The sequence below is a fragment of the Cupriavidus sp. 01L415 genome (assembly GCF_056400065.1).
The window spans coordinates 1-18,089 of sequence record NZ_JBFTSP010000040.1 but is presented as its reverse complement, the minus strand read 5'-3'; the positions used below and the strand labels follow the sequence as shown (position 1 = coordinate 18,089).

Sequence of the window (18,089 nt, the reverse complement as noted above, 5' to 3'; positions counted from 1 at the left end):
CTCACTGGCGCGGACCGGACAAAGGCGGAAACAAGTCTTGCAGGTGGATCGACAGATTCGGGAAGGTCGGCCAGACAACGCGGCCGGAAGGTACGGCCGGACGACGCACCCAACGACCGCCCGGACGCGGCGCTGCCGCGGTTGGGGCACGGTTGGGGCACGGCTGAGGCGCCGCTGGGACGTGACCGGTGTGCGGCAGACGCACCGCGCTGCTGCGGTGCGGCGAAGGCGATCTAGCGCGGCTGGTTGCGCAGGAAATCCGTCAGGCGGTCCGGCGGCATGGGTCGGCCATAAAAGTAGCCTTGCGCTTCCACGCAGCGGTTGGCCAGCAGGAAGTCGCGCTGCTCGGCGGTCTCCACCCCTTCGGCCACCACGCCGATGCGCAGGCTTTCGCCCACGTTGATCACCGAGCGGACGATGGCGGCGTCGACGTCATCGCTCGTGACGTTGCGGATGAAGGACTGGTCGATCTTGAGTCGGTCGACCGGAAAGGTCTTGAGGAAGCTCAGCGACGCATAGCCGGTCCCGAAGTCGTCGCAGGTCAGCGTCACGCCGTCGCGGCGCAGGGCCTGGAGCTGGTCGGACACCTCGTCGCCCTGCTGGAGGGCGATGGTCTCGGTGATCTCGATCTCGAGCAGGGATGCCGGCAGCTCCAGCGCGCGCAGCACGTGGCGCACTTCGGTCAGCAGGCGGCTTTCCGCCAGCTGCGCGGCAAACAGGTTGATGGCGACGCGCGGCGGCTCCTCGAACGTCAGCGACCACGCGCGGGCTTGCGCGCAAGCCGTGTGCAGCAGCCACATCCCTACGTCGCCCGCCACGCTGCTGACGGCCAGCGCGTCGATGAACGCCGCCGGGGTCAGCAGGCCCAGCGTGGGATGGCGCCAGCGCATCAGGGCCTCGGCCCCGACCACGCGTCCATCGCGCAGATCCACCTGCGGCTGGTAGAGCAACTCGAACTGCCGCTGGGCGTAGGCCTCGCGCAGCGCCTGGACGAGCGACAGCCGCGTCGTCACGTCCGTGCGCATCTGCGGCTTGAAGAAGCGGATGGTGCGTCCGCCATCGTGCTTGGCCCGGGCCAGCGCCAGGCTGGCGGCGGCCAGCACGTCGGACGAGGTATCGCCCCCGGCTGGCATCACGCAGGCGCCAACGCTGGCCAGCACGTGGTGCCGGCGGCCATTCAGTTCATGGGGGGCGGACAGCATCGACAGGATGGCGGCGCTCACATGGCGCACCAGCGTGGGGTCCGAGATGGAAGTCAGCAGCACACCGAATTCGTCGCCGCCCACTCGTCCGATGACGGCATCGCGCGGCGACGCATCGCGCAGGCGACGGGCCACGAGCTGCAGGATGGCATCGCCCTCGGCATGGCCGTGCATGTCATTGAAGGCGCGGAAATCGTCGATGCCAATCAGCAATAGGGCAAAGCGCGGCGTCGGCTCGCTTTGCAGACGCGCCTCGAGTCGCTTCAAGAATGCCTGGCGGGCGGCCACGCCGGTCAGCGGATCGATATCCGCCGGCGGCAAAGCGCCAGTCGCCTGTGCCTCCGACTTGGCCACCATCCCTGCCTTATCAGTTGTGATGAACATGGTTCCCGCTCAAGCTATTTGGCAAGTGTGACGAAAACCATGGAAAAATCAAGCGCTTCAGTTTTTCGGCGCGAGCGCGCAACGGCGCGGCCTGGCGGGCCGGCAGCCGTCGTTGAAATGACCGGGGCGTTACAGTACCCTACGCCCGCAATTGCCAGCCACCCGCACCAGGGTTCCCCCCACTGGGTGATGGCGCCTTGCCGCCGGCCATGCCAGGCGGCCCAACAAGAAAATCCTCGCGAACCCGACCGTGAAATACTGGACCATTCGCACGCGCATCCTGGCGAGCTTTACTTTCATCCTGCTGGTCATGACCCTGATGAGCGTCGTGGCCTACAACCGCCTGTCCGCCATCGAGCGCGAGACCACGATCATGCGCACCGACGCGCTGCCGGGGCTCAACTACAGCGCCGCCATGCGCGGAATCTGGGGCGAGATCTATGTCCTGGCATGGCAGACCGTGACGGCACAGGACGGCGCGGAACGCACCCGGCTGCTCGCCCAGACGCGGGACGCCACCACGCGCCTGGATCGCCTGGAGCAGTTGTATGAAGCGACCATCATCCGCGATGACGATCGCAGCCGTTTCCGGACATTCAGGGAAATTCGCGCCAGGTATGACCAGGCCGCACAGTCCTACCTGGATCCGGCCAAATGGAAGGATACGACCGTCGCGGAGGCCGCCCTGCGCGGCAGCGCGCACGACATCTGGCTGGATGGCCGCAAGACCCTGCAGATGCTGGTGGACGACAACAACGCCGTCAACGACCGCGCGGCGGCCGGCATCGTCGGCTCCGTGACGGCCGCCAAGACCAATATCGAGGCCTCGCTGGCAATTGCGGTGCTGGCCGCCGCGATCTGCGGCTTCCTGCTGCTGCGTGCGATCACCGTGCCGATGCGCTCCATCGTGTCCCTGCTGACCACCATGCGCGGCGGCGACCTGCGCCAGCGTATGGCCCTCGAACGCCGCGACGAATTCCTGGCCGTGGAGGAAGGCTTCAACCAGATGTCCGGCGAGCTGACGTCGCTGGTCGGCCAGGCGCAGCGCTCCGCCATCCAGGTCACCACCTCGGTCAACGAGATCGCCGCCACCGCGCGCCAGCAGCAGGCCACGGCCACCGAGACCGCCGCCACCACCACCCAGATCGGCGCCACCTCGCGCGAAATCTCCGCCACCGCGCGCGACCTGGTGCGGACGATGGGCGAGGTGTCGCATGCCGCCGAGCAGACCGCCGGACTGGCCGGCACGGGGCAGGTCGGTTTGTCGCGCATGGAAGCCACCATGCACCACGTGATGGAAGCCGCCGGATCGGTCAACACGCGCCTGGCCACGCTCAACGAGCGCGCCGGCAATATCAACCAGGTGGTCACCACCATCGCCCGCGTGGCCGACCAGACCAACCTGTTGTCGCTGAATGCGGCCATCGAGGCCGAGAAGGCCGGCGAGTATGGCCGCGGCTTCTCCGTGGTGGCCACGGAAATCCGCCGGCTGGCCGACCAGACCGCCGTGGCGACCTACGACATCGAACAGATGGTCCGCGAGATCCAGTCGGCCGTGGCCGCCGGCGTGATGGGCATGGACAAGTTCTCCGAGGAAGTCCGCCGAGGCATGTCCGAGGTGACGCAGGTGGGCGACCAGCTGTCGCAGATCATCGGCCAGATCCAGTCGCTGGCGCCGCGCGTGCAGATGGTCAACGAAGGCATGCAGGCCCAGGCCGGCGGTGCCGAGCAGATCAATCAGGCGCTCATGCAGTTGTCGGAGGCCGCGCAGCAGACCGTGGAATCGCTGCGCCAGTCCGGCCAGGCCATCGACGAACTGACGCTGGTGGCCAACGAGCTGCGCAGCGGCGTCTCGCGATTCAGGGTCTGAGCGAGCCCCGCCCTGCTCCCCCGCTTCCCCGACATGACACTGTTCCTGCTGTTCCGCATTGGCACCGACCACTACGCGATCGACACCGCGGAGGTGGCCGAGGTGCTGCAGCTGACCACGGTGAAACAGATCCCCGGCGCGCCGGGCTGGGTGAGCGGGCTAATGGTCCGGCACGGGCAGCCCGTGCCGGTCATCGACATGAGCGCGCTGGCCACCGGCACGCCCGCGGCGGCGCGGACCAGCACGCGCACGGTGCTGGTGCACTACCGCCGCCCCGAGGCGGATAGCCGAGTCGTGGCTGATGCTGATGCCGATGCCGGTGTCGATGCGCCCACGCGCCTGCTGGGGTTGCGGCTCGAATACGCGACCGAAACCCTGCGTTGCGATGCGGCGTCGTTCGTCGATGGCGGCATCGATCCCACCCATGCACGTTATCTGGGTCCGGTGCGCCATGACGCACGCGGACTGGTGCAATGGGTGCGCGTGTCCGCGCTGCTGCCCGATGCGGTCCACGCGCTGCTGTTCCCCGAATCGGCCCCGGCATGACGGACGCCCCGCACCCCCAGACCCCGATCGAGGCCCTGCTGAAGGAACGCATCGGCCTTGACGCGGCCTCCGTTGGCGCCGGCGTCATCGCGCGCGCCATCCAGGAGCGCCAGGTCGCAGTGGGCGCGCACGACACCACGAGCTACTGGAACCTGCTGCACGTGGTGCCCGACGAGCTGCAGGCCCTGATCGAGGCCGTGGTCGTGCCAGAAACGTGGTTCTTCCGCCATCGCGAAGCGCTGCTGGCGCTCGGCCGCTTTGCGGCGCAATGCGTGTTCGGCCGCGACGTGCCGATGCTGCGCGTGCTGAGCGTGCCCTGTTCGACCGGTGAGGAACCCTACTCCATCGCCATGGCCCTGCTGGACGCAGGGCTCCCGCCCGAGCGCTTTCGCGTGGATGCGGTGGATGTCAGCGCACGTGCGCTGGAACGTGCGCGCGCCGGGCAGTACGGCAACAATGCGTTCCGCGGCAGCCCGCTGGATTTCCGCGATCGCTACTTCACGCCCGTCGCGGCCGGTTACCGTATCGCGGACAAGGTACATGCCCAGGTGCGGCTGCTGCAGGGCAACCTGCTCGACCCGGTGCTGCTGGCCAGCGAGCCGGCCTACCACGTGGTGTTCTGCCGCAACCTGTTGATCTATTTCGACCCGGACACGCAGCAGCGCGCCGTGAAAACGCTGACCCGGCTGACGACGCCGGACGGCATGATCTTCGTCGGTCCGGCCGAGGCGAGCCTGCTCACGCGCGAAGGGCTGTCCGGCGCGGGCATTCCGCTGGCGTTCGCCTTTCATCCCCAGGCGGCGCGGCCGCCCTTGCAGCCGGCTGCGGCGTCCGCAATACCCTTGCCTGCCGTGCCCGCCGCACCTCGCATGCCATCCGGCGGAATCGCGCGGATACGGCCACCGCATGCCGCGGTGGCGCGCACGCCGCAAGTCGCCGCACACCTCGCACATGCTGCACACGTCGCCACCGCGCCGACCTCCGCGCCGCCGCGCGATGCCGATGCCCTCTCCGCCATCGCCGCCCTCGCCGATCGTGGCGAACTGCCAGCCGCCACGGCCGCTTGCGAACGCCACCTGGCCGCGCACGGCCCGTCCGCCGATGCCTATTGCCTACTGGGCGTGCTGCACGACGCCTCCGGCCACGCGGCGGACGCGCATGCCGCCTATCGCAAGGCCGTGTATCTGGACCCCGGCCATGAGGAGGCGCTCTATCATCTGGCCGCTTTGCTCGACAGCGAAGGCGACGCCGCGGGCGCGCACCGCCTGCGCGAGCGCGCCCAACGTCATGCCCGTGTAAGCCATGGCTGAACCCCTGACCGCTCCGCCCTCCCTTGCCGCCGGACTCGACGCCTGCTGGCGCCGTATCGGCGTCTCCGGCGACGGCTCCTGCCCGCTGCTGGCCACCCACATCCATTGCCGCAATTGCCCGACCTACGCACAGGCCGCCGTGACGCTGCTCGACACGCTGTCGGCCGGCCAACTGGCGGACCCTGAAGCACTGGATGCCGCCAACGCCGGCGATGCGCAAGCGGACCGCGCGGCCGGCCAGTCGTGCGTCGTGTTCCGCGTGGGCGACGAATGGCTGGCACTGCCGACTGCCGTGCTCGGTGAAGTCACCGCGCCGGCACCCGTGCACTCGCTGCCGCAGCGTCGCCACGCCGCGCTGGTCGGGGTAGCCGCCGTGCGTGGCGCGCTGCTGACCTGTGTCTCGCTGGTGCTGTTGTTCGGCGGCACCGAAGCCGGAGGCAAGCCCGACCGGGGAAGCGACAAGATCGACAACAAGGGCGATGCGCAACGCGCGGCGCGTTTCCTGATCCTGGGCCAGGGGCGCAATGCCATCGCGCTGCCGGTGTCGGAAGTCGCCGGCGTCCGGCGCGTGCCTGCCGCCGCGCTGATGCCGTTGCCGGCTACGCTGGCGCGCGCCTCCGCCCATTACACGCAGGCCCTGTTCGAGCATGAAGGCCATACGGTCGGCCTGTTGGATGCCGGCCTGTTGCGGCACGCGTTGTCGCGGAGCCTGTCATGAATCCGGAACAATTGCGCGATGCGTCGATGCTGGACCTCTTCGCGCTGGAGGCCGAATCGCAGGCCGAGGTGCTGAACGCGGGCCTGCTAGCGCTGGAGCGCGACCCGGTGGCCGCCATTCACCTCGAGGCCTGCATGCGCGCCGCGCATTCGCTCAAGGGCGCCGCGCGCATCGTGGGACTCGATGGCGGCGTGCGGGTGGCGCATGTCATGGAGGATTGCCTCGAGGCCGCGCAGCGCGGCGGATTGCGGCTGACACCGGCGCACATCGACGCGTTGCTGCAGGGCACCGACCTGCTGCAGCGCATTGGCCATCCTCCCGGCGGTGACATCAACTGGGCGGAGCGCGACGGCAAGGCCGAGATCGACGCCTATGTCGCACGCATGGGCGCGCCACTCGACAACCCCGCGACGATGCCCGCGCCGGCGCCAGCCACGATCGTGGCCGAAACGCGCCCGGCTGCCGCGACCGCCGAGGCCGCAGCGACAGCCACAACTGCCGACCTCGCGCCCGCGCCGGCCGTCATCCCGCCGGCCACCCTGCGTGCGCCGGAGCCACAGGCCGCTGCCCCCGCTCCCACCGATCCCGCGGATGGCCAGGAGCGGACGCTGCGCGTCAACGCGGATCGCCTCGACCGCCTGCTGGCCATGGCCGGTGAAGCGATGGTCGAGTCGCACTGGCTGCGCCCGTTTGGCAGCGCGATGCAGCAGGCGCGCCGGCAACAGATGCGCGCCCTGCAGGCGCTGGACGGCATCCAGGCGCTGCTGGCCAGCCCCGATGGCACCGTGCCACGCCTGCGTGCGGCGCTGGCCGATGCGCGCCAGATCCTGGAAGACAGCCACGGGCAGATGTCGCAGCGCGTGGCGGAATTCGACCAGTACGATCATCGCGCAAGCCGGCTCTCGCGCCGGCTCTACGACACGGCGCTGTCGTGCCGCATGCGCCCGCTGTCCGACGGCATCACCGGCTTCTCGCGCATGGTGCGCGACCTGGGCCGGTCACTGGGCAAGACGGTGCACCTCTCGCTATCCGGCGAAAACACCCAGGTGGACCGGGACATCCTGGAACAGCTCGATGCACCGCTGGCCCACCTGCTGCGCAACGCCGTGGATCATGGCATCGAGGCGCCGGAGGTCCGGCGGGCCGCGGGCAAGCCCGAGGAGGGGCGCATCTCGCTTCACGCGCGCCACAACGCCGGGCGGCTGGTGATCGTGATCTTCGACGACGGTGCGGGCGTGGACCTCGAGGCATTGCGCGCCACCATCGTGCGGCGCGGACTGGCGCAAGCGGAAACGGCGGCGCGCCTGTCGCAGGCGGAATTGCTCGAGTTCCTGCTGCTGCCGGGCTTCAGCCTGCGCGAAACGGTTTCCGAAGTCTCCGGCCGCGGCGTCGGACTCGATGCCGTGCAGGACATGATCCGCGCCGTGCGCGGCAGCCTCAGGCTGTCGCAGCAACCCGGCACCGGCCTGCATTTCCACCTGGAGCTCCCGCTCACGCTGTCTGTCGTGCGCGCGCTGCTGGTGGACGTGTCCGGCGAGGCTTACGCCTTTCCGCTGGGCCACGTGCTGCGCGCCAGCCGTGCGCCGCGACGACATCGAGCAGATCGAGCAGCACCAGCATTTCCGCTACGACGGCCGTCCCGTCGGACTGGTCAGCGCGGCCCAGCTGCTGCAGCGGCCCGAGCATCCGCAGGACGGCGACGCCGTGCCCGTCGTGGTGATCGGCGAGCAGGACCGCGTCTATGGCATCGCCGTCGATCGCATGCTCGGCGAGCGCATGCTGGTGGTGCAACCACTGGCGCAGGGGCTCGGCAAGATCAAGGACATCGCCGCGGGGAGCCTCACGGACGACGGCACGCCAGTGCTGATCTTCGACGTCGAGGACATGCAGCGGTCCGTCGAGAAGCTGGTGTCGGAGGGCCGTATCGAGCGCGTGCGCCAGGCCGGCACCGAAGCCACGCTCGTGCGCCGCAAGCGCGTGCTGGTGGTGGACGACTCCCTCACCGTGCGCGAACTGGAGCGCAAGCTGCTGGCCGGGCGCGGCTATGACGTCGTGGTCGCGGTCGACGGCATGGACGGCTGGAACGTGCTGCGCGCGGAGCCGTTCGACCTCGTCATCACCGACGTCGACATGCCCCGCATGGATGGCATTGAACTGGTGAGCCGCATCCGGGCCGAAGCGCGCTTTGCCCAGCTTCCCGTCATGATCGTCTCGTACAAGGACCGCGAGCAAGACCGCGAGCGCGGCTTGCAGGCCGGCGCGGACTACTATCTGGCCAAGGGCAGTTTCCACGACACCGCACTGCTCGACGCAGTGCAGGACCTCATCGGCGAGGCACGCGCATGAAGATCGGGATCGTCAACGATTCTCCGCTGGCCGTGGCCGCCCTGCGCCGCGCCATCGGGCTGGACGCCACGCACGAGATCATCTGGGTCGCCGGCGATGGGGAGCAGGCCGTGCAACTGGCCGCAAGCCATACGCCGGACCTGATTCTGATGGACCTGCTGATGCCGGTCATGGACGGCGTGGAGGCCACGCGTCGCATCATGGTGGACACGCCATGCGCCATCGTGGTGGTGACCATGGACCTGGGCCGCAACGCCAACCAGGTCTTCGCCGCAATGGGCCACGGCGCAATCGATGCCGTGGACACGCCCACGCTGGCGGAGCCCGACGCGCAACTGGCCGCCGGCCCGCTGCTACGCAAGATCCGGAATATCGCGCGACTGCTGGCCGGACGTGCGGCCGCGCCGCCATCGCTGACCGCTGCCACGCCGGCCTCCGCCGCTCCGCGACTGGTGGCCATCGGCGCGTCCGCGGGCGGGCCCGCCGCGCTGGCCAAGCTGCTGGGCGCGCTGCCGGCGGACTTCGACGCGGCGATCGTCGCCGTGCAGCATGTGGACGAAGCGTTTGCGCCGGGCATGGCCGAGTGGCTCGATGCGCAATGCGCGCTCCCGGTGCGCATTGCGCGTGCCGGCGAGACCCCCCAGGCGGGCACGGTGGTGCTCGCCGGCACCAACGACCACCTGCGGCTCGTGGCGGGCGCGCGGATGGCCTACACACCCGAGCCCGGCGACTACCTGTACCGGCCCTCCATCGATGTGTTCTTTGAAAGCGTGGTGGAGCACTGGCGCGGCGAAGCCGTGGGCGTGCTGCTGACCGGCATGGGCCGCGACGGCGCGGCAGGCCTCAAGGCGATGCGCGACCGCGGCTACCTGACCATTTCGCAGGACCAGGCGACGAGCGCCGTCTATGGCATGCCCAAGGCCGCGGCGGCAATGGGCGCGGCCAGTGAAATCCTGCCGCTGCCGCTGATTGCCGCGCGACTGGTGCGGGCCTTTGGCGGCCGACGCGCCGGCGTGGCTTGCCCGCCGACATAGCGGGGTTGGGAATTCAGCCATCACGACGGGGTCCCGCTTCAACGGGCGACGGGAATGGCACAGGGACCCCGAAGGAAGACAAGAACAGGATGCGGAACATGCCAAGACACAATGATCCGGCCGGTGGGGCGGCCGATAGCGCAACCCATGGCGCGACCCATGGCGCGGCCAGGGCGGCCAGCAGCGAATACATGGCGATGGTGCTGCTGGTCGACGACCAGGCCATCATCGGCGAATCCATCCGTCGGGCGCTGGCGGGCGAGCCGGACATCGACTTCCACTACTGCGCCCAGCCCGACGATGCTGTGGCCGTGGCCGAGCGCACGCAGCCCACGGTGATCCTGCAGGACCTGGTCATGCCCGGTACAGACGGGCTGACGCTGGTGCGCCGCTATCGCGAAAACCCGGGCACGCGCGACATCCCCATCATCGTGCTGTCCACCAAGGAAGAGCCGACGATGAAGAGCGCGGCATTTGCCGCGGGGGCCAACGACTATCTGGTCAAGCTGCCGGACACGATCGAGCTGGTGGCCCGTATCCGGTATCACTCGCGCTCGTACCTGAACCTGCTGCAGCGTGACGAAGCCTACCGCGCATTGCGCCAGAGCCAGCAACAGCTGCTGGAAACCAACCTCGAACTGCAGCGGCTCACCAATTCCGACGGCCTCACGGGCTTGTCCAACCGCCGCTACTTCGACGAATACCTCGGCGCGGAATGGAAGCGTGCGCAGCGCGAGCAGACCCAGCTGGCCTTGCTGATGATCGACGTCGATGCCTTCAAGGCGTACAACGATACGTACGGGCACGTGGCCGGCGACGAAGTGTTGCGCCGCGTGGCGGCGGTGATCCGCGAGAACTGCGCACGCCCTGCGGATCTGCCTGCGCGTTTTGGCGGCGAAGAGTTTTCGATGATCCTGCCGGCAACGTCGCCAGGCGGCGCGCGCCTGCTGGCGGAGAAGGTGCGACGCGCGATTGAATCGCTGCGCATCCCACACACCGGATCGCCCACGAGCCAGTTCGTCACCATCAGCATTGGCGGCGCAGTGATCGTGCCCGATGCGGACGCGAATTTCAGTCGTCTCGTAGAGGCCGCTGATACCGGCCTCTACCAGGCCAAGCGGAACGGGCGCAATCAGGTCGTGATGGTGTAATTCTTTCCGGGGCCTCGATGGCGAGGCGCCCGGCCCCTCGACGCCAGGTCGCAGCGAGCGCCAGATCCATGCGCAAAGGCGCTGCAAAGATGGCGCTCGCGATGTAAGAATTTCCACACGCATCCGTCCTGGATGCCCCTGGACCCGCCGGTTTGTATCCGCTACACGCACGCATCGCGACGTGCGTGTCAGCCTTGCAACCAGATTGTCGGACTCCTCCGACAGTGGATTCGGAACCCTCCGCCTGCCTGCCTCCACCCGCCATGCCTATTGTTGCATCAGGCAAGCGCAATCCCAATGGCATGAGGTGAATCCATGAAACCAATCAAGAGCAAGATCATTCTGGGCCTGGCACTGGCGGCCACGGCGGTGCTGGCTGCATGCAGCGGCGGTGACGACAGCATTGACGATCGCGTGGGCCTGAGCAAGCCGTCGGTGCGCGTGATCCATGCGATCACGGCGGGCCCCAATGTCGACGTCCTGCAGAACGGCACCAAGACGTCGCTGCAGAACATCCCGTACAAGACGGTGTCCGGCTATTTCGACGTTGCCACGGGCAGCAACCTGTTTGCGTTCAACCTGACCGGGACGGCGACGCAGATCGGCGCCACGACGGTGGATGCCCATACGGGCCACAAGTACACGGTGGTTGCGTTGCCAGGCACCGCAACAGCGGATGTGATCCAGATCGACGATCCCTATGGCAAGGGCATTCTGTCCACCTCCGCACGCATTCGCGGCCTGAACGCGTCGATCAACGCGCAGAACGTCGACATGTACCTGACCACGCCTGCGCTCGACCTGAACACCGTGTCGCCGACGATCGCCGGCGTCTCCTACAAGAACGCGGTGCCGCCTTCCGGGCAGGATTCGATCTATGTGGATGGCGGCACGTATCGCCTGCGCATCACCACGGCGGGCACCAAGAGCGTGATCTTCGATTCGGGTGCGCTGACGGTTGCCAAGAACGACGACTGGCTGATCACCACGATCCCGGCGGACGGCTTTGGTGCCGTGATTCCCAACCGGATCAAGGTGCTGGTGGCGCAAAGCAATACCAGCAACACGACGGCTCAAGAACTCGTGACGCAGTAAGCAGGCAACTGCCCCGCCGCGTTCCCTTCAGCGCCGCACCAGGACGCCGCCGCTTCAGGCGGTGTCCTGCATTTGTGCGTCGCCTGCGTCCTCATCGTTGCTGGCGAGGTCGGACTTGAGCACGTCGAGATGAGACAGGTAGGCGTCCAGCTCCGCGCGGCCACTGTTGGTGATGGAGTACACGCGGCCATTGCCCTCGACCAGTTCGGCCGTGATGGAGCGGGCAATCATCAGGCTGCGCAGGACCGGCCGCAGCGCACGGATGTTCTTGTCGATGCCGCGCTCGCGCAGTCGCTCCATCAGATTGAAGACGGTGGACGGGCTAGCCTGGACAAGCTTGAGGATATAGAGCCGGGATACGACCCGGTCGAGTGATGGCGTTTTCATGGGCGCAGTCGACGCAGCCAGTGCGGGAATTCGGATCATCATGCGCAGCCCATGACTGCAGCCGCAGTCGGGCAAGTTCTCTCTTAAAAAAACGGGGTGCGCGAGGCACCCCGAAAGCTTGCGTTATGCACGCCGGTTTCCACCGGCGCCGTTCCGGTGCGCCACGGAGCGCTACTCTTCCTGGAACGCTTCCTCGCGCTTGGCCTTGATCGATGGCAGGGCCACCACGGCCACCAGTGCGGCGGCGGCGATCAGCAGGCCCATCGACAACGGACGCGTCACGAATACGCTGAAGTCACCACGCGATAGCAGCAGCGAGCGGCGGAAGTTCTCTTCCATCATCGGTCCCAGCACGAAGCCGAGCAGCAGCGGTGCCGGCTCGCACTTGAGCTTCAGGAACAGGTAGCCGATCACGCCAAAGCCTGCCGCCATGAAGACGTCGAAGGTCTGGTTGTTGACCGAGTACACGCCGATGCCGCAGAACACGAGAATCGCGGGGTACAGGAAGCGATACGGCACGGTCAGCAGCTTCACCCACACGCCAATCATCGGCAGGTTCAGGATGATCAGCATCAGGTTGCCGATCCACATCGAGGCGATCAGGCCCCAGAACAGCGCCGGGTTGCTGGTCATCACCTGCGGGCCGGGCTGGATGTTGTGGATGGTCATCGCACCCACCATCAGCGCCATCACGGCGTTGGGCGGAATGCCCAGCGTCAGCAGCGGGATGAACGAGGTCTGTGCCGCGGCGTTGTTGGCCGATTCCGGACCTGCCACGCCTTCGATCGCGCCCTTGCCGAATTCATGCGCATACTTCGACGTCTTCTTTTCCAGCGAGTAGGCTGCAAACGAAGCCAGTGCCGCGCCACCGCCGGGCAGGATGCCCAGCGCGGAACCCAGCGCCGTGCCACGCAGCACCGCCGGGATCATGCGCTTGAAGTCCGCCTTGGTCGGCCAGAGGTTGGTCACCTTGTTCGTGAACGTTTCGCGTGCCTCCTTCTGTTCGAGGTTCGCGATAATTTCCGCGAAGCCGAACATACCCATGGCCAGCGCGACGAAGTCGATACCGTCGGTCAGCTCCGGGATGTCGAACGAGAAACGTGCGGCGCCCGAGTTCACGTCAGTGCCAATCAGGCCCATCAGCAGGCCCAGCACGATCATCGACACCGCCTTGGGCAGCGAACCCGATGCCAGCACCACGGCACCGATCAGGCCCAGCACCATCAGCGAGAAGTACTCGGCGGGGCCGAACTTGAACGCCAGTTCCGACAGCGGTGTTGCGAAGGCGGCCAGGATCAGCGTCGCCACGCAGCCGGCGAAGAACGAGCCCAGACCGGCAGTGGCCAGCGCCACGCCGGCGCGGCCACGTCGTGCCATCTGGTAGCCGTCGATGGTGGTCACCACCGACGACGATTCACCAGGCAGGTTCACCAGGATGGCGGTCGTGGAACCACCGTACTGGGCGCCGTAGTAAATACCGGCCAGCATGATCAGCGCGGCCACCGGCGGCAGCGTGTAGGTCACCGGCAGCAGCATGGCGATGGTGGCCAGAGGCCCAAGGCCCGGCAGCACACCGATCAGGGTGCCCAGCACGCAGCCCAGGAAGGCGTACGCGAGGTTCTGGAGGGACAATGCCGTGGAGAAACCCAGGGCAAGGTGACTGAACAATTCCATGTGATGCGTCTCCTTAGCCGGTAATGAAGGCCGGCCACACCGGCATCTGCAGGTTGATGCCGTACACGAAGGCGCCAAGGCTGATCAGCACGAGCACCACGCCATTGGCGAGCGCGCCCTTCCAGCTGAATTCGTGGCTCGCCATCGACGAGACCAGCACCAGCACGAACACCGACAACACCATGCCGAGCGGCTTGAGCAACAGGCCGAACAGCACCACGGAACCGAGAATCCACAACAGGGTCTTCAAGTCCCAGCGAGCGAGCTGATCTTCCTCGCGCTTCATCGACAGGGAACCCACCGTTACGATGGCGCCCAGGAAGGCAAGCACCAGTCCGAGCAGAAACGGAAAATATCCGGGTCCCATCTTGGCGGCTGTTCCCATGGAATAGCCGCGCGCGACGAAGGAAAAGCCCAGACCGACCAGGACGAACATCAGGCCGGAGGCAAAGTCCTTTTGGCTGCGTATGCGCAAAACGAATCTCCTCAAAGTTGTGAAAAGCGGTACCGCATGGCACGCCGGCTCGGACGCCCCACACTGCGAACGCGCAGATACGTACACGTTCGACGCGATGGTGCGAACAGTAGAGACGCGATCTTTCAGGCGCCTTTCATTTGTCTGGGGTCTAGGGTATTTCCCAATGAGGCCCACCGTGATGCGTTCTTCGGCAATACATCATGATGTGATGCATTGCATCGCGAGGCCGCGCACGATGTAAGGCAAATGAAAGCGCGCCTCGAAAGGTGAACGTAAGGGAAGGACACCGCCTGATGCGGCAAGACGGAAAAGCGCGCGGCGCGGGCCTTTCGGTTGGCTTACAGTTTCGCCGCGACGCCGCACGGCGCGCAGCGAATGTCTCTCATGCGAAGAAGTAGATGCTTGTTTCGGCGCGGCGTGGCATCAGCGCAGCGGTGCCGTTGCCGCATTGACGCCTTCGACGGCGCCATCGGTGCCGTCCGCGTCCTCGCACGGCGTGCCCATGCTCGTATCCGGCGCCTGGCCCACCGCTTGCGCATGCGGCGCACCAGGCAGGATGTGGCTGCGCTTCCAGTTGCCGAAGCGGTAGTAGCCAAACGCCAGCGCGACGGATACCACCGAGCCTAGCGGGAAGCTCCACCAGACCGATTCCGCACCGATATGCGGACCGAGCAGCCACGCAAACGGCAGGCGAATCACCCACATCGAGATAAACAGGATGAGCAGCGGCGCCATCACGGCACCCGTCGCGCGCACGGTGCCGAACACGACGATGGTGAAGCCGAAGAGGATGAACGACCAGAGCACCACGATGTTGATGTGCTGGGCGATGCCGATGGCGGTGCTGTCGTCGCCGAGGAACAGGCCGAGCGAATGGCGATTGAACAGGTAGATCAGTCCGACCAGCGCACCGGTCATCGCCACGTTGAACAGCAGGCCCACCTGCGTGATGCGCGACACGCGCGCCCACAATCCCGCGCCGACGTTCTGCGCCACCATCGACGACACGCTGGCGCCCACCGCCAGCGCCGGCATCTGCACGTACGTCCATAGCTGCGACGCCACGCCATACGCCGCGGTGGTCTGCGAGCCATAGGTATTGACGAGCGACATCATCACGATGGCCGACGACGAGATCACGACCATCTGCAACCCCATCGGCAAGCCCTTGTTCACCAGTGCGCGCAGGATCGCCGGATCAGGCTTCAGCAGCACCAGCTGCTCGCGATGCAGCAGCAGGAAATGGCGACGTTTGTAAAGCAGCGCAATCATCGCCACCAGGCTCGTCATCTGCGCGATCAGCGTGGCCAGCGCGGAGCCTGCGATACCCAGCGCGGGCAAGGGGCCGATGCCAAAGATCAGCACAGGGTTGAGCACTACGTCCAGGATCGCCGACAGCAGCATGAAGTAGAACGGCGTGCGCGAATCCCCCGCGCCGCGCAGCGTCATCATCACGAAGTTGTAGAAGTACATGAACGGCAGCGCCACGAAGATGATGCGCAGGTAGATCACGGCCAGCGGCGCGGCGTCCGCCGGCGTGTGCATCGCCGTCAGGATGTGCGGGGTGAAGATGAAACCCAGCACGGCGGCAAGCACGGACAACCCCACGAAGAACGTGGTGCTGGTGCCGACCACGCGGCGCGCCTCATGGATGTCGCGCGCGCCGACCGCCTGGCCAATCATGATCGTGTTGGCCATGCTGATTCCGAAGACCACGCCCAGCAGGAAGAACAGGATGATGTTGGCATTGGACGTCGCCGTCAGCGCCGCTTCACCCAGGAAGCGGCCCACCCAGACCGAATTGATGGACGCATTGAGCGACTGCAGGATGTTGCTGCCCAGCACCGGCAGGGAAAACAGCAGCAGGGTCCGGCCGATCGGGCCCGTGGTCAGTCTGGCGTCAGGCTTCATGGCGGGGAAGTCGTCAGGCGCCGCGGGAAATGGCGGGAGCCGGTGCGTACGAGTGGGAATCTGGCAGTCTAGTCCGCGTGGACCTGCCCTCACAAGCCTGGCGGAGGCGGCCGATTATCGGCCGCACCGCCCGCCCGGCAGGAATGAGGCAGGGATCCACCAAGGTCCGCGGCGGCCAGCGATGGCCCTGTGCGCGAACCGCCCCAACGCGTTAAGCTTGCGGTTTCTCGACCCGACCCGCTTGCGGCACGCCGCCCCGGCGCGCCGTCCAACTCACTCAGGAGACACGCATGTATCAGGATCTCGCCCTCTACATCGATGGGGAATTCATCAAGGGAGGGGACCGTCGCGAGCAGGACGTCATCAATCCAGCCACGCAGGAAGTCCTCGGCAAGCTGCCGCACGCCAACCGCGCGGACCTGGACCGTGCCCTGGCTGCCGCACAGCGCGCCTTCGAGACGTGGAAGAAGACCTCGCCGCTGGAGCGTTCCGCGATCCTGCGCAAGGTGGCGGAGCTGACCCGCACCCGCGCCAAGGAAATTGGCCGCGACATCACGCTGGATCAGGGCAAGCCGCTGGCCGAGGCCGTTGGCGAGGTCATGATCTGCGCCGAACACGCCGAATGGCACGCCGAGGAAGCCCGCCGCATCTACGGCCGCGTGATCCCGCCGCGTAACCCGGCCGTGCGCCAGATCGTCGTGCGCGAACCGATCGGCGTCTGCGCCGCTTTCACGCCGTGGAACTTCCCGTTCAACCAGGCCATCCGCAAGATCGTCGCCGCATTGGGCGCGGGCTGCACGCTGATCCTGAAGGGTCCGGAGGACTCCCCGAGCGCCGTGGTCGCGCTGGCCCGCCTGTTCCACGATGCAGGCCTGCCTCCGGGCGTGCTGAATATCGTCTGGGGCGTGCCCGGCGAAATCTCCACCTACCTGATCGAATCGCCGATCGTGCGCAAGATCTCCTTCACGGGTTCGGTGCCGGTGGGCAAGCAGTTGGCCGCACTGGCCGGCGCTCACATGAAGCGCGTGACGATGGAGCTGGGCGGCCACTCGCCGGTGCTGGTGTTCGACGACGCCGACATCGAGCCCGCCGCCGAGATGCTGGCGCGCTTCAAGCTGCGCAATGCCGGCCAGGTGTGCGTCTCGCCGACGCGCTTCTACGTGCAGGAAAAAGCGTACGACAAGTTCCTGGCCCGCTTCACCGAGGTCATCGGATCGATCAAGGTCGGCAATGGCCTGGACGATGGCACCCAGATGGGCCCGCTGGCGCACGAGCGTCGCATCGCGTCGATGGAGCAGTTCCTCGATGACGCCAGCCACCGTGGCGGCAAGATCGTGGCGGGCGGTTCGCGCATCGGCGACAAGGGCTTCTTCTTCGCGCCGACCGTGGTCACGGACCTGCCCGACGATGCCAAGCTGATGGTGGACGAGCCGTTCGGCCCGGTGGCCCCGGTGACGCGCTTCAAGGATGCGGAGGAAGCCCTGCGCCGCGCCAACAGCTTGCCTTTCGGCCTGGCATCGTATGTCTTCACGAACTCCCTGAAGACCGCCAACCTGGTGTCGAGCGGGCTGGAAGCCGGCATGGTCAACATCAACCACTTCGGCATGGCGCTGGCCGAGACCCCGTTCGGCGGCATCAAGGACTCGGGCATCGGCAGCGAAGGCGGCCAGGAAACGTTCGATGGCTACCTGGTGACGAAGTTTATTACGCAGGTTTGATGCAGTGCGGCGGCGCCTGACTCGCAAGCCAGGCCCGCCAGCTTGACGCGTTCCTGACGCGTTCCAGACGCACCCGGCAGGCCTGACGCCCTGCCAGTTGGCGCCCTCCCCCTGCGGGCTGAGCTTTACCCACAAGCTTGGCTCGCTATCCCGAATTAAAGATACGGAACATCTCTGTGATTTCGTGCAAGACGAGGAAGCCTCGCCAGATGACGGTAGCGCCGGGCGGAGGATCGTTGCGGCGATTCAGGTAGCCGCCAAGGGT

General features: G+C 66.9%; 13 protein-coding genes and 1 pseudogene. 9 read left to right on the top strand and 5 right to left on the bottom strand.

The features are described from left to right. Positions 1-233: 233 nt before the first annotated feature. Positions 234-1,559 (bottom strand): putative bifunctional diguanylate cyclase/phosphodiesterase, encoded by a 1,326-nt coding sequence (locus AC1DOX_RS28675; RefSeq protein WP_441623724.1) that lies wholly within the window; start codon positions 1,557-1,559, stop codon positions 234-236. Positions 1,560-1,836: 277 nt separating this feature from the next. On the opposite strand from AC1DOX_RS28675, the gene AC1DOX_RS28670 reads away from it, so the two are divergent. The 8 genes and pseudogenes from AC1DOX_RS28670 (at position 1,837) to AC1DOX_RS28635 (ending at position 11,656) form a co-directional block, all read left to right on the top strand. Then, positions 1,837-3,456, top strand: coding sequence for a methyl-accepting chemotaxis protein (locus tag AC1DOX_RS28670; RefSeq protein WP_441623688.1), 1,620 nt, complete (start codon positions 1,837-1,839; stop codon positions 3,454-3,456). A 33-nt stretch (positions 3,457-3,489) separates the two neighbouring features. Further along, positions 3,490-4,002 (top strand): chemotaxis protein CheW, encoded by a 513-nt coding sequence (locus AC1DOX_RS28665; protein ID WP_441623686.1) that lies wholly within the window; start codon positions 3,490-3,492, stop codon positions 4,000-4,002. Beyond that, positions 3,999-5,312 carry a CheR family methyltransferase gene (locus AC1DOX_RS28660; protein WP_441623684.1) on the top strand — a complete coding sequence of 438 codons (1,314 nt, stop codon included), beginning with the start codon at positions 3,999-4,001 and terminating at the stop codon, positions 5,310-5,312. The genes AC1DOX_RS28665 and AC1DOX_RS28660 overlap by 4 nt, the downstream gene beginning before the upstream one ends. Further along, positions 5,305-6,030 carry a chemotaxis protein CheW gene (locus tag AC1DOX_RS28655; protein WP_441623682.1) on the top strand — a complete coding sequence of 242 codons (726 nt, stop codon included), beginning with the start codon at positions 5,305-5,307 and terminating at the stop codon, positions 6,028-6,030. Before AC1DOX_RS28660 ends, AC1DOX_RS28655 begins: the two co-directional genes overlap by 8 nt. Further along, positions 6,027-8,376, top strand: a pseudogene (locus tag AC1DOX_RS28650) (hybrid sensor histidine kinase/response regulator). Before AC1DOX_RS28655 ends, AC1DOX_RS28650 begins: the two are co-directional and overlap by 4 nt. After that, on the top strand, positions 8,373-9,410 hold the full coding sequence (gene cheB / locus AC1DOX_RS28645) for a chemotaxis response regulator protein-glutamate methylesterase (protein ID WP_441623678.1): 1,038 nt from the start codon (positions 8,373-8,375) through the stop codon (positions 9,408-9,410). The pseudogene AC1DOX_RS28650 and the gene cheB overlap by 4 nt, the downstream one beginning before the upstream one ends. A gap of 98 nt (positions 9,411-9,508) precedes the next feature. Further along, positions 9,509-10,561 carry a diguanylate cyclase domain-containing protein gene (locus AC1DOX_RS28640; protein ID WP_441623676.1) on the top strand — a complete coding sequence of 351 codons (1,053 nt, stop codon included), beginning with the start codon at positions 9,509-9,511 and terminating at the stop codon, positions 10,559-10,561. 315 nt (positions 10,562-10,876) lie between these two features. Next, on the top strand, positions 10,877-11,656 hold the full coding sequence (locus AC1DOX_RS28635; protein ID WP_441623674.1) for a DUF4397 domain-containing protein: 780 nt from the start codon (positions 10,877-10,879) through the stop codon (positions 11,654-11,656). A gap of 54 nt (positions 11,657-11,710) precedes the next feature. On the opposite strand, the gene AC1DOX_RS28630 is transcribed toward AC1DOX_RS28635, so the two are convergent. The 4 genes from AC1DOX_RS28630 to AC1DOX_RS28615 all read right to left on the bottom strand — a co-directional run bounded on the left by AC1DOX_RS28630 (position 11,711) and on the right by AC1DOX_RS28615 (position 16,106). Further along, a complete protein-coding gene (locus AC1DOX_RS28630) occupies positions 11,711-12,043 on the bottom strand; it encodes a transcriptional regulator (RefSeq protein WP_441623672.1) in 333 nt (110 codons plus the stop codon). 171 nt (positions 12,044-12,214) lie between these two features. Further along, on the bottom strand, positions 12,215-13,717 hold the full coding sequence (locus tag AC1DOX_RS28625) for a tripartite tricarboxylate transporter permease (RefSeq protein WP_441623670.1): 1,503 nt from the start codon (positions 13,715-13,717) through the stop codon (positions 12,215-12,217). 13 nt (positions 13,718-13,730) lie between these two features. After that, complete coding sequence (locus AC1DOX_RS28620) at positions 13,731-14,192, bottom strand: tripartite tricarboxylate transporter TctB family protein (protein WP_092137376.1); 462 nt, start codon at positions 14,190-14,192, stop codon at positions 13,731-13,733. Positions 14,193-14,618: 426 nt separating this feature from the next. Next, on the bottom strand, positions 14,619-16,106 hold the full coding sequence (locus tag AC1DOX_RS28615) for an MATE family efflux transporter (protein ID WP_441623667.1): 1,488 nt from the start codon (positions 16,104-16,106) through the stop codon (positions 14,619-14,621). A 290-nt stretch (positions 16,107-16,396) separates the two neighbouring features. Between AC1DOX_RS28615 and AC1DOX_RS28610 the strand changes: the two genes are divergently transcribed. Then, positions 16,397-17,824, top strand: a complete 1,428-nt coding sequence (locus AC1DOX_RS28610; RefSeq protein WP_441623665.1) for an NAD-dependent succinate-semialdehyde dehydrogenase — start codon at positions 16,397-16,399, stop codon at positions 17,822-17,824. Positions 17,825-18,089 lie beyond the last annotated feature (265 nt).